Source organism: Leisingera sp. ANG-S5 (assembly GCF_000813925.1).
In the GTDB taxonomy this organism is placed as follows: domain Bacteria; phylum Pseudomonadota; class Alphaproteobacteria; order Rhodobacterales; family Rhodobacteraceae; genus Leisingera.
The window spans coordinates 20623-32914 of sequence record NZ_JWLH01000016.1 but is presented as its reverse complement, the minus strand read 5'-3'; the positions used below and the strand labels follow the sequence as shown (position 1 = coordinate 32914).

At 63.4% G+C, this 12292-nt stretch carries 13 protein-coding genes; 4 read left to right on the top strand and 9 right to left on the bottom strand.

From position 1 onward, the window contains the following. Nucleotides 1-40 precede the first annotated feature (40 nt). From RA25_RS18755 to RA25_RS18745, 3 genes are all read right to left on the bottom strand, one after another. Entirely contained in the window at nt 41-247 is a 207-nt protein-coding gene (locus RA25_RS18755; protein WP_019298646.1) for a hypothetical protein, read from the bottom strand. 113 nt (nt 248-360) lie between these two features. Beyond that, nucleotides 361-843 (bottom strand): YcgN family cysteine cluster protein, encoded by a 483-nt coding sequence (locus RA25_RS18750; RefSeq protein WP_039174421.1) that lies wholly within the window; start codon nt 841-843, stop codon nt 361-363. Further along, entirely contained in the window at nt 840-1772 is a 933-nt protein-coding gene (locus tag RA25_RS18745) for a bifunctional riboflavin kinase/FAD synthetase (RefSeq protein ID WP_039174419.1), read from the bottom strand. The genes RA25_RS18750 and RA25_RS18745 overlap by 4 nt, the downstream gene beginning before the upstream one ends. A 152-nt stretch (nt 1773-1924) precedes the next feature. Between RA25_RS18745 and RA25_RS18740 the strand changes: the two genes are divergently transcribed. Continuing rightward, complete coding sequence (locus RA25_RS18740) at nt 1925-2545, top strand: hypothetical protein (protein ID WP_152612240.1); 621 nt, start codon at nt 1925-1927, stop codon at nt 2543-2545. 523 nt (nt 2546-3068) lie between these two features. On the opposite strand, the gene RA25_RS18735 is transcribed toward RA25_RS18740, so the two are convergent. Further along, a complete protein-coding gene (locus RA25_RS18735) occupies nt 3069-3512 on the bottom strand; it encodes a MaoC family dehydratase (RefSeq protein WP_019298602.1) in 444 nt (147 codons plus the stop codon). Between the two features lie 200 nt (nt 3513-3712). Continuing rightward, entirely contained in the window at nt 3713-4588 is an 876-nt protein-coding gene (locus RA25_RS18730; protein ID WP_039174415.1) for a TIGR01459 family HAD-type hydrolase, read from the bottom strand. A gap of 226 nt (nt 4589-4814) precedes the next feature. On the opposite strand from RA25_RS18730, the gene RA25_RS18725 reads away from it, so the two are divergent. Beyond that, nucleotides 4815-6719 carry a methyl-accepting chemotaxis protein gene (locus RA25_RS18725; protein ID WP_241477446.1) on the top strand — a complete coding sequence of 635 codons (1905 nt, stop codon included), beginning with the start codon at nt 4815-4817 and terminating at the stop codon, nt 6717-6719. A gap of 122 nt (nt 6720-6841) precedes the next feature. After that, nucleotides 6842-7534: a hypothetical protein gene (locus RA25_RS18720; RefSeq protein ID WP_019298599.1), complete on the top strand. Its 693-nt coding sequence runs from the start codon at nt 6842-6844 to the stop codon at nt 7532-7534. 77 nt (nt 7535-7611) lie between these two features. Here RA25_RS18720 and RA25_RS18715 read toward each other — a convergent pair whose 3' ends face one another. The 4 genes from RA25_RS18715 to RA25_RS18700 all read right to left on the bottom strand — a co-directional run bounded on the left by RA25_RS18715 (nt 7612) and on the right by RA25_RS18700 (nt 11460). After that, the gene (locus RA25_RS18715; RefSeq protein WP_039150699.1) at nt 7612-8532 is read right to left on the bottom strand and encodes a manganese-dependent inorganic pyrophosphatase; all 921 of its coding nucleotides are present in this window, start codon (nt 8530-8532) and stop codon (nt 7612-7614) included. 118 nt (nt 8533-8650) lie between these two features. Continuing rightward, nucleotides 8651-9409, bottom strand: coding sequence for a hypothetical protein (locus tag RA25_RS22220; RefSeq protein ID WP_052254297.1), 759 nt, complete (start codon nt 9407-9409; stop codon nt 8651-8653). Nucleotides 9410-9449: 40 nt separating this feature from the next. Beyond that, entirely contained in the window at nt 9450-10430 is a 981-nt protein-coding gene (locus RA25_RS18705; protein ID WP_039174413.1) for a TraB/GumN family protein, read from the bottom strand. Nucleotides 10431-10476: 46 nt separating this feature from the next. Continuing rightward, nucleotides 10477-11460: a TraB/GumN family protein gene (locus tag RA25_RS18700; RefSeq protein WP_039174411.1), complete on the bottom strand. Its 984-nt coding sequence runs from the start codon at nt 11458-11460 to the stop codon at nt 10477-10479. 151 nt (nt 11461-11611) lie between these two features. Here RA25_RS18700 and RA25_RS18695 point away from each other — a divergent pair, with 151 nt between their 5' ends. Beyond that, on the top strand, nt 11612-12283 hold the full coding sequence (locus RA25_RS18695) for a DUF2161 domain-containing phosphodiesterase (RefSeq protein ID WP_039174410.1): 672 nt from the start codon (nt 11612-11614) through the stop codon (nt 12281-12283). Nucleotides 12284-12292 lie beyond the last annotated feature (9 nt).

Sequence of the window (12292 nt, the reverse complement as noted above, 5' to 3'; positions counted from 1 at the left end):
AGTTCCGGCGCCGATGCCAAGCCGCCCCGGCCCGGCGGGTTCAGAACATCCGCGCAAACAGCAGCCCCAGCCCGATGCCGGCAAAGGTCCCGACCGTGGCCCAGACCGTCAGCTGCTTGCCCAGGTGATACTGATGCCAGGCCTGGATCTCCGCGGCCTGCTTGCCGCTCAGCCCCAGGGTCGAAAGGAACGCCTTGGCCTTATAGGCTTCTTTCTCGCTGAAATAGGTGCCGTGCTCGAATGGCATTTGCTGCCCTCCTTGTGGGAAACCCGCTTGGATTCCCTCATCATGGCGGCGGGGTGGCGTGCAATGCAACCTGAAATTGTATTTCTGTTTAACAGTCCCGCGGCAGGGCAGGATCAGCCGGTCGGTTCTTCGATGATGTGGTCTTCCCACTCATCCTCGGAAATCTCAAACTCTGACACCGTCCAGCCGCGCACCGAAACACCCGCCTGATGCACGCTCTCGGGGGTGCCGGTCAGCAGCGGGTGCCATTCCGGCAGCGGCTTGCCCTGCCATAAGAGGCGGTAGGCGCAGGTCTGCGGCATCCAATAGGCGTGGGTGTCCAGATTGTCCGGCTTCAGCACGATGCACTCGGGGATGAACTGGTGCCGGATCGGATACTGGGCGCAGCGGCAAGTGCTGTCATCCAGCAGACGGCAAGCGACCCGCGTGAGCGCCACCTCGCCGGTCTCCTCATCCTCCAGCTTGTTCAGGCAGCATTTGCCGCAGCCGTCGCACAGCGCTTCCCATTCCTTCTGGCTCAGTTTCTCCAGCGGCTTCTTCTCCCAGAAGCGCTGGCCAAGGCCGGAGCGGTCGATAACGTCTTTTGCAGGTTTCATAGCGCCACCAGTATGTCACGCGCCTCGGCGCAATCCGCGTCCATCTGCGCAATCAGCGCATCCAGCCCGTCAAACTTCATCTCCGGCCGCAAAAAGGCCACCAGCCCCACCGACAGCGTCGCGCCATAAAGATCGCCGGAGAAATCAAACACAAAGGTCTCGATATTCGGCACCACGCCCCCGAACATCGGCCGCACCCCGACAGAGGCGGCGCCGTGGTAGCTGCCCTTATGCGGCCCGTCCAAAACATCGACCAGCACCGCATAGACGCCAAAACACGGCTGGTGCAGCCCGTCGATCGACATGTTTGCCGTGGGGAAGCCCAGCTCCCGCCCGCGCTGCTCGCCGCCGATCACGGTGCCCTCGATCCGGTGCCAATGGCCCAGCATCTCTTTGGCATCCGCAGGCCGGCCCTCGCTCAGCGCGTTGCGGATCGCGGTGGAGGACACCGCGTGCTCGGAATATTCCATCAAGGGCGCAATCGTCACGCCAAAACCATACTGTTCGCCAAAGTGCTGCAGGTCCTCGGCGTTGCCCGCACGCCCCTTGCCGAAACAGAAATCGGCGCCGACGACCACATGCGCCAGCCCCAGCCCTTCGGAGATCACGTCGCGGGCGAACTCCTCCGGCGTCAGGCTCGACAGCGCGGTATTGAAGTTCAGCTCATACAGCCGCTCCACCCCCAGCTTCTCCAGCCGGTGGGCGCGGGTCTCGGCCCGCATCAGCCGGAACGGAGGGCTGTCGGGCGCAAAATACTCCCGCGGGTGCGGCTCAAACGTCATCACCCCCAGCGGCGCCTCCGGTGCCGCATCGCGGGCCAGCTCGATCACCGACTGATGGCCCAGATGCACGCCGTCAAAATTGCCGATGGCAACGGTGGCGCCCCGGTCCTGGTCTTCGACGAATTCATAATCTCTGACGATACGCATGGCGCATCCGTACCCGCAGCCGCGCGGCGGTTCAAGCGGCCAGTGGCGGGGGAGGGCGGGACCGGCAGTCACAAGGACTCTGGCGGGGGACCGCGTTAAAAGCTTAGAACAGGCTGATTGAAAAAGCGCATCAGGTTAAGGGTATTCGAATCTTGCGACTAACAATTCTGGCCGCAATGGCAATGTATGCAACGCTGCTGACTCAGGCTCGGGCGGAGCTGATCGCCCAATTCACTTTAGGTACAAGTACAAAGAGCTTTGTCCTGATCAAAGCAATCGTTGTATGCTCTCAGTATCCTGAACTGAATGCGAAACGCCTCAGGGGATTTCTGAAAGAAGCCACAGGCATCCAGCCGGATTTTCACATTCAGGATGGGCCATTCCAATTCGTTGACCCGGCTCCGAACAAGGAACGAGTTCAAAAAATGATCCTGGTCGCGGCCGAACAGGAACCAAGCCAGGTCGTTAAGGAATGTATTCAGGAAACCGTACCGTTTGGCGAAAAGGTGTTGCGGCAAGTATATGACACATGGGCCAGAATCGGAGGACCATTGACTGCAGATGTGCCAAACAGCAGTATTTTGGGACCTGTGAAAACGTCCCGGCATTACTCCTATGTCAATGATGACAATGGCAAACGGGAATGGGTAATAGTAACTGTTGCGTCAGAGTTTTCAGGCACGCCCCATGAAATCAATAGCACAATGATTGGCCTTTTCGATCTGGACCAAAAGGTTTGCCAGGGAAACAGGTTCTGTCTGGCAGAAGATTGAGTGACTAGGGCGCACGCTGCCGCCGGGTTTCACAGGGGCTGAGGCTGCAGGTTGAGTGGCATGTTCACAGGGTGTTGCGGACCCACCGTACGCCCCCTTCACGCAATCCTCATGCCCCTCTGCCATACTCCCCAATGATCGCGATCCCCCGCCATGGCTCCGCGCATGGGCCATGATACGAGGCGCAGGCATCTTTGGGCTGCCTGCGCAACACCCGGAGACCGGCCCTGATAAAAAGGGGGTCGTCCAGGATATCCTGTCCGAGCAGGCCCCCGGGGGGGTCTGTCCACCTCCACCCGGCGGCGCCGCCCCCTTAATTGGGCTTCAGCGCAGAACCGAACGGAAAGACCAAAACAACAGACACGGCAAGAGAAAACCGCCAAGGGCAAAGGCCCCCGGCGGCTCACAACGCTGCGCGCACCGCGCACACTGCGCCTGCGCTTCTTTCTGGTCCGAAATACCCTGGGGGTGAGCGCCAAAGGCGCGAGGGGGCAACGCCCCCTGTCCGGGCCCGGCCTCTGCCTCAGTCGAACTTGCGCGAGGGCGCCATCACCATGGCTTCGCCCACCAGCACCTTCTTGCCATCCACGATGCAGCGGCAGTCCAGCTTGACCCGGCGCTTGTCGATCACGATGTCGGTCACCTCGACCTCCGCCAGCACCAGGTCGCCCGGGCGCACCGGCGCCAGGAATTTCAGCGACTGGCTCATGTAGATGGTGCCGTGGCCCGGCAGCTGCTCGCCAATGACGGCTGAAATCAGCCCGGCGGTGAGCATCCCGTGCGCGATCCGGCCCTCGAAAATGGTGTCCTGGGCGTAATCGTCATCCAGATGCACCGGATTGCGGTCGGTTGACACCTGGGCGAACTTCTCGATGTCCTCATCGGTGATGACTTTGCGCAGGTAACGCACCATGCCCATCTCGATGTCTTCGATGCAGATGGTTCCGCGCGGCATGTTGTCCAACATTTCATCCTCCGTTCGCCCGGTCCTGATCGTGCTGCTTGACCGTTTGGCGTTGTAACTTTTGCGCGCCAGCGTGACGCCTTGCGCAACTTTATTACTTTGCAACTGCAGAAAATCAAGAAGTTTCTGACAAAAGAAAACCCCGCCCAAAGCGGGCGGGGTTGCAAGGCATAGTAAGCTGGAAGGGGTGCCGACCGCTGTATTTACCGCAGGAAACCAATGGCATAGCTGGGCGCGGACTGCTCCTGCGCCAGATAGGCTTCCAGTGCCTCCGGGTCCGGCTGGACTAATGTCTTTGTCTCTCTGGCTGCAAGCCCGCCGGTAATGAACAGGGAATCGATGCCTTCGCCCATGGCGCCGGCAATATCCGTATGCGGCCCGTCGCCGATCGCCAGGATCTCGGAATCGGCAATCCCAGGCGCCACCTCCTGCAGCCGCAGCCGGGCCAGGTCATAGATCGGCGGATGCGGCTTGCCGAAGTACAGGCTCTCGCCGCCCATCTCGGTATAAAGCCGCGCCAGGGCGCCCGCGCACCATTCCCGTTTCTCGCCGCGATCGACGATGATGTCAGGGTTGGCGCACAAGAGCTTCATCCCCATCTGCTTGGCATAGAGGAAATCTGCGCGGTTCACCTCCGGATCCGCCATGGTGTCGAACGGCCCGCAGCAGACGATGCCCTCGGCCTCCTTCAGCGGCACCCGGGTGATCTCCACCGGTTCATGGATCACGTGCAGCGGCTCGAAAAAGCCCGCATCGCGCTCCCACTCGCCCATGAAATAGACCTTGTTGCCCACGGCACCGGTGAACATCGCCGCCCGTGCGCTGTCGCCGGAGGTGGAGATCGTGTCATAGGCATCATCCGGCACGTTGAATTGGCCCAGCTGCGCCGCCACACCGGCGCGCGGCTTCGGCGAATTGGTCACCAGCACCACGATGCCGCCCGCCGCGCGGTAGGCCTGCAGCGCCGCCACCGCATCAGGAAAAGCAGTGATGCCATTGTGCACGCAGCCCCACAGGTCCACGAACAGCGCCTTGTAGCGGCTGGAAATGTCGGAAAGGGAGTTGATGATCTGAGTCATGTCCGGGCCTTCGCGCGTGGGATCTTTGCCGCCAGCTATGGCAGAGACGGCAGCAGAAGGCCAGTGGTCCGCGCGCCCCGGAATTGCCGCCGTTCCGTTCAGCTACCGTTAAAAAGCTGCATCGGGCCTGCAGATTTTTCAAAAATTAACCCGGGCGATCTTGTATGTCAGAAAACAACCCTGTGGTGATTTTGTCATGTTTCGCAGTCCGTCTATTTTTCGCACGATGTCCCTGAAACGGCGGCTTCTGCTGTCCGGCGTCATCGCCATGTCCTCGGTGGTTATCCTGGCCACGGTATCGCTCTTCAGCCTGTGGCAGAGCGAGCTGAACCTGGAAAAGCAGATCAATGTGACCCAGGCGGTCCGGCATGAGCTGACGGCGGACATGGCCCACAGCAAGGTGGAGGCCGCGGTGGTTTCTGCAGTGGTGCTGGGCCAGAACGGGGCGGAGGACCGCAAGGCAGAGCTGCAGGCCGCCATGGAGGCTGAAGCAAAAAAATTCCGCACCGAGATGGAGTTGCTGCACGGGCTGGAGCAGCCGGAGCATATCCGCAACATGGTGGCGTCGCTGCTGCCGCTGGTCGACGGGTTCAACAATACGGGCGCAGAGGTCGTGGCGCTCGCCTTTACCGACACGGCGGAAGCCGTCGATGCGTTGCCCGCCTTCCAGTCCTACTCCGCTACGATCTCCGAAAAACTGTCCAGGCTTGGCACCGCGATCAAGGCATCAGCTTCAGAAACCGCGATTGAAGCACGCCAGCATAATTACAACCTGCTCTATCTGGTGCTGGGTATTTCGGCGGTTGCGACGGTCATCATGGCCCGCAATTCCCGCAAGGTGACGCTGACCATCACACGGCCGATTGAACGGATGCGGGCCGCCCTGCGCGAGGTGGCAGAGGGCGACTTCAGCCTCAAGGTTGCGGACCGGATGCGGGCGGATGATTTCGGCGAGATTGCCAAGGACATTGATGCGGTTTCGGGCCGCGTGGTCAAGGCGCTGGAGGAGCAGAACAAGCTGCGCCAGGAAGGCGAGGCAGTGATCGAGCGCTTGCGCCAGGCGCTGCAGCATCTGGCAGAGGGTGACTTCAGCGACCAGATTGCTGAACAATTCGGGGCCGATTACGATCCGCTGCGGGTGAATTACAATGAGACCGTCGACAAGCTGAATGAGCTGCTGTCCAAGGTGGTGCAGGCCGGCGGGCGGCTGAACAGCCAGGCGGATGGCATCCGCATCGCGGCAGAGGATCTGTCGCAGCGCACCGAAAGCCAGGCGGCGACACTGGAGCAGACCGCCGCGGCGCTGGAGCAGATGACGGCCAGCGTCAATTCCTCGGCCCAGAACGCGCAAGAGGTGCAGGGCGCGGTTGAGGCCGCCCGCGCCGATGTGGAGCGCAGCGGTGAAGTGGTCGAGGGCGCGATTGCGGCGATGAACGAGATCGAAAACTCCTCCAACCAGATCAGCCAGATCATCGGCGTCATTGACGATATCGCCTTTCAGACCAACTTGCTGGCGCTGAATGCCGGGGTGGAAGCCGCCCGCGCGGGCGAGGTCGGGCGCGGCTTTGCAGTGGTTGCGTCCGAGGTCAGGGCGCTGGCGCAGCGCTCCTCTGACGCGGCGATGGAGATCAAGACGCTTATCAGCGCCAGCTCCGGCCATGTGCAGGACGGCGTGCACAAGGTGGACGGCGCGGGCAAGGCGCTGGAGACCGTGGTCACCCAGGTCAGCCGCATCACCGAACTTGTGGCCGGCATATCGCGCCAGTCGGCAGAGCAGGCGCAGGGGCTGAACGAGATCAACATAGGCGTCTCGCAGCTGGACGCGGTGACCCAGCAGAACGCCTCGATGGTGGAGGAAACCGGCTCCGCGATCCGCGCCATGAGCGGCGAAACCGTGGAGCTGAACCGCATGGTCGGCCAGTTCGTGCTGCTCGACAGCGCCCGGCCGGATGCGCTGGACACGCAGGTGACGCCCGGGCCGGCAGACATGGGCAAGCAGCAGCTGGACACGGAGACGGTCTATGAAGAGGCCATGGCGGCAAGCCTGGAAGAAGACCGCTGGGAGGACTTCGGCGATGAAGGCGCAACCTGGTCCGGCAAAGAAAGCGAACCGGCTGCCCGCTCCGCCTGAGGCAAGCCGCTGGAATAACCTGGCGTGAGTAAGAGCCCGGCCTCCGTAAGGAGGCCGGGCCTTCCGCATTCACAGCCTCTGGTGTAGCCTGCGCCCTGAACTTCAATTTTTTCAGGCGCTTGATGCAATTTATTGAACGGTCTTTCATGGGGCTGAGGTCCGCCCGCCATGTTTTCAAAAGCGCCGCACACCCGGCAGAGGTGACCCTGTTCCCGATGCTGCATATCGGCGAGGCCGGGTTCTATGACGCGGTCTACCGCGACGCGCTGGACCACGATGTTCTGCTGTTCGAGGGTGTGAAATCGCCGGTCGGACAGAATTTGACCCGGTCTTACCGCTGGCTGCACGGCAACCGCCTGGGGCTGGTGACGCAGCCCAAACTGCCGGCCGGAGCGGGCCGGGCAGAACGCATTCACGCCGACGTCACCCAGGCGGAGTTCGAGGCAGCCTGGAAGACGCTGCCGCTTGCCATGCGTGCACTCTGCTTCGTCTATGCGCCTTGGATCGGGCTGCGCCGGCGCTGTTTCGCCACCCGGGACAGCCTGTCGCGCGGGCGCAATGTGGATGACCTCAGCACGCGCGAAAGCAGCCTGTCCTGGGATACCGAAGAAGCCCTGCTGCGCGGCGTGTTGCTGCATCAGCGCGACACGCGCCTTTGCGAAAAGCTGGCGGATGTGCTGGACCGGGATCAGCCGCTTTCCATCGCTATCGTCTATGGCGCCGCGCATATGCCTGCGGTGACGCGGATGCTGGCGGATTACGCCGGTTTCCGCCCGGCGGGCAGCGAATGGATGACGGTGTTCGGGCTGGACTGACGGCACGCCTAAAACGCCGGCACAAACGAAAAAGGCGCCCCGCGGGCGCCCTTTTTTAAGCTTGGCCAGAAGGCGGATCAGACCTTGAGGTTCGGAATGATCTGCTTTTTGCGGGACATGATGCCCGGCAGCACCACGGTGTCACCGGCCGCATCGGCGCCAAAGGACTTGGCGGCAACGGTTTTCACCAGGTCGTTCGGCACCAGCAGGGTGGCTTCTTCGTTCAGGATGTCGACCACGAACAGCAGCACCTGATCAACGCCGTCCTCGGCCGCGACAGAGGTCATCGTGTTCATCAGCGAGGCCTTGCGGTCCAGCACCACGCCCGGCGCGGTGGTTTCCAGAACGGAGACGCGGAACTTGGTGCCGTCGACCTCGTATTCCTTCGAGTCCATGCGGATCAGCTCCGCATCGGAGAAGGAGGAGACGTCGGATTTTGCGGCAAACATCTCGGCGGCATATTCGGAGATGTTGATGCCCAGCTCACCCGCCAGCTTCTCGGCCACGGCCTTGTCATGGGCGGTGGTGGTGGGGGAGCGGAACTCCAGCGTGTCGGACAGGATGCAGGTCAGCGCTGCGCCCTTGACGGCTTCCGGCATCTTGGCGGCATCGTCGCCCATCAGGTCGTGCATGATGGTGGCGGTGCAGGCCAGCGGGCGGATGGTGATGTCGATCGGGCCTTTGGTTTCCAGGCCGCCGACCAGCTTGTGGTGGTCGATGATCGCCTGCACGTCGGCGCCGTTGATGTTGGCGGGCAGCTCTGCCGGGTTGTTGGTGTCGACGATGACAACCGCCGCGTCGTCAGACACATCGGCGATGATTTCCGGCTTTTCCAGGCCCCAGCGCTGCAGCATGAAGGCGGCTTCGGTGTTCGGCTCGCCCAGCAGTTTCGGGGCGGCGGCCACGCCTTTCACCTCGTTCAGGTACCAGGCCCAGACAATGGGGGAGCCGGTGGAATCGGTGTCGGGGGATTTGTGGCCGAAAACTTGGATGGTCATGGGGCTGTCCTGTTCGTCGAAAGAGTCGCAAAGGCGGGATTTGCGCGCCTTATAGGGCTGGCGCGCAAGCTTGTCACCCCGCAGCTGCTGCAATGCGGAGTTGTGCCTGAAGGAAGGCTCAGGCGAACATGTCCGCCGTTCCTGGATCCCGCTCCGCCAGGGCTTCCCCGTGGCCGGGATGCCGGGCAAACGCCCTGACGTTCCGGGCGTGGTCCGGGTGGCGGTCCTGCATCCGCCCGGCCAGCGTCAGCAGCATCTGGCGGTTGCGCTGATCCAGCGCGCCAAGCTCCTCCAGAAGAAACTCATCCGGTTCCCTTTCTGCCATCATTTCCAGCGCCGTAAAGGCCGGATAGCAGCCGCTGAGGCTGCAATGGGCGCTGCATAGAACCGCAATTTCCGAAAGGGTGTTCGCGGCATCAAGGCCCGCCAGGGCAGCCTCTGCGATGTTTGGCGCGGCTGCCAGGAACCAGCGTTCCAGACTGGCGAGCAGGCCCATGTCTTCAGGGCTCAGATGCTCCGCGGCAGGCAGCCAGTCTTGCGCGTGCCGGCTGGCATCCAGAGACAGGCCGGTCAGCCGCCGCTGCGGGTCCGGCGCGTGCTCCCAGTCATCGCTGTTTGACAGCGCGCAGCTGACAGAATGCGAGAAAAAGTAGAGGTTATCGAGGGTTCTGGGGGCCAGATCCCACAGCCACGGCAAGGCGGCGTAGGTCAGCGGATAGAGGGTTTCCTGATGGTGCAGCTTATCCCAATAGAGCGCATTTGCGGCGTCCTGGTCCCAGCCGGCTGCCAGCGCCTGCAACTGCTGCGGCCCGGACTGGTTGCCGTAGGGCCCGTACAGCCGGGCCCAGATCGGATCGGAAAAGGGGATTTTGGCCATGTGCAGATGTCTTTGTAAAACAGTGTCTTGAGGCGCGGCCTCAGAACGGTGCGCGTTCCAGCGTGTAGCCTGCCTGCTGCAAGAGGTTCAGAACGCCGGTCTCACCAGGCAGGTGCAGGGCGCCTGCGGCGACTACGATCAGGTCGCCCTCCGCCGCCTCGATCACCGGGATCCAGGCGCGGTTGCGGTTGTCCAGCATCGCCTCCATCGACTCCTGCCATATCCGGCGGGTTTCCTCAGGCGGCAGCGCGTCGGATTGCAGGAAGTCGCGCTCATAGATGGTGAAATAGGTCAGCGCCTGCTCGTCGAAATAGCTTTCGATCATGGTGAAAATGGCGTCTTGTTCGCCGCCCAGCAGGGTTAGATAAGCCCGCAATTGGCGGACCTGCTCCTCCAGCGGCTCGCTGTTGAAGACCTCAAACAGGGTCATCGGGCTTTCCAGCGCGCGGGTTTCGGTGCCGGCTTCATCGGCGGCCTGCTCCAGCCGTTTGTCGAGGCCGCGGGTCCGTTCGGGTGATGTGCGCAGGCAGGGCGGCACCGCCATCGAGACGGCCAGGAACCAGGGCCGCATCTTGGCGGCCATCCAGGGCGCGACGCCATTGGCGCGGGCCTTGGCCGCCAGGTCGTCCCATTCCTGCGGCGGCAGCCGGTCGATCAGGCTGGGGCCTTCGGTGATCAGGGTCAGCGACGGGTCGCGGCCGATGGCGGCCATCAGCTCCGCTTCTTCGCGTTTGGTGCCCTCCAGCAGCAGCAGGTCGGCCTCGGCAATCACAGGCTTCAAGGCAGCGGTCACCGCGTCCAGCCGCGGGTCGTTGATGTGCATGGTGCCGATCACATGCAGGGTGCGGCTGCCGCGCCGTGCAATCCAGTGGTTGCCTTCGGCAAAGGGGGCGGCGGCGACCTCGGCGTCAATGGCGGCGCGGTCGCTGGCGCTCAGCGCCAGCCGCTGGTCAGTGCCGGTGCAGGCGGCCCAGAGCGAAGCAGGCAGCAGCAGGAAGGCAAAGGCGAGAATGAAACGCATGAAGAAATGTCCTGAAACGTGAATTGAATGGCAGGTTTGCCGCAGCCTACCACGGGGCGCGGGCCAGGCTGAAGCCCTGTGCCTTGAGCAGGTTCAAGAGGCCGTTTTTGCCTGGCAGATGGGCGGCGCCGACGGCAATCACAAAGCGCTCCTGCCGGGCGGCGCCGATCACCTTCATCCAGCGGATGTTGCGCTGGTCCAGCAGGCGGCGGTTGTACTGGTCCCAAAGCCGCGTGGTCTCGGCATGGGAAAAGCTGCTGTACTGGGCGCTGATCCAGGGCGCCAGCACGAAGGAGGTCCAGACGCTCTGATCGAAATAGGCCTCAACCGGGGTGGCGTCCTCTGGCTTGTCGGACTGGATCAGCTGCAGCTCCAGCTCCAGCATCCGGGCCTGGTCACGCAGCGGCATTCCGGAGATGGCCGCCAGCGCCTGCTCCGGGGTTTCCAGGGCACCCAGCGGGATCCGCTTGCGGGCGGCGAAATCGGCGATCCGGTCGTCCAGCCCGCGGCGCAGGCCAAAGCCGTAGGGGCGGCAGCCGCTTTGCACCAGGAACATCGAGATTGCCCAGGGCTGCATCCGGTTCATGGTTTCCAGATTGGCGCCAGTGACCTGGGCGGTCAGCTTGAAGCGCTGCCAGGCATCGGGGGCCAGCAGCTGGCGCAGCTCGCGGCCCTGCGGCAGCAGGAAGCTGCGCGCCATCGAGGGCGGCATCCGGTCCAGCCGCTCCATGTCCTGATCGGAGGTTTCCAGGTAAATCGCCTGCGCCGAACTGAGCGCCGGGCGCAGGGTGCGCATCACCTTGGCCATGCGGGCGTCGCCGCCATGCATGGTGCCGATCACATGGATGGTGCGGCGGCCCTTGGTGGCGACCCAGTGGTTGCCTTGGGAAAACGGGGTTGCGGCCATTTCGCGGTCGAGCTGCGCCTGGGTCGCGGGCGGCAGGTGGTCGCGGTAGTCGATGCCGCGGCAGGCGGCAAAACCGGCGGTGGCCTGCAGCATCAGCGCAAGTGCCAGTGCAATCCGTTTCATCACGCGCCCTTTCCCCGGGGTATCCGGAACTCTTGGCCTGAACTTAAGAGCCTAGGGCGGGGCAGGGGTGGCGGCAATGTAAAACCCTGCGTTGCCCCGTAAAACCGGGCGGCGGATTGCCAAGCCGCGCGCTTCCTGCCAGTCATGGGGCATGGAACGCGAGGATCAGCTTTATGCGCCGGTGAAGGCGCTGCTGGAGGCCCAGGGCTATGCCGTCAAGGGTGAGGTGGGGGCGGCCGATGTGGTGGCTGTGCGCGGCGATGAGGTGCCGGTGATTGTCGAGCTGAAGCTGAAGTTTTCGCTGTCGCTGTTCCACCAGGCCATCGCCCGGCTGGCAATCACCGACCATGTCTATATCGCGGTGCCAAGGCCCGGCGGGCGGCAGGCGCGGCGGATGATGAAGGACAATCTGGCGATGTGCCGGCGGCTGGGGCTGGGGCTGATCACGGTGCTGGCGGACGGGCGGGCAGAGGTGCATTGCGATCCCGGCCCTTATGCGCCCCGCAAGTCGAAGAAAAAGCAGGCGCGGTTGTTGCGCGAATTCCAGGCCTTGCGCGGCGACCCCAACGCGGGCGGCGCCACCCGGCATGGCATTGTCACCGCCTACCGCCAGGACGCGCTGGCCTGCGCCGCGCATCTGGCCGGGGCCGGCGCCTGCAAGGGGGCGGAGGTCGCCAAGGCCACCGGCGTGGCGCGGGCCACCCGGCTGATGGCCAGCAACCACTATGGCTGGTTCGAACGGGTGGCGACCGGCATCTACCAGCTGACCGATGCGGGCCGTGAAGGGCTGGTGCATTGGGCGGAGAGCTGGGAGGGGAAGTGATGTGGCGGC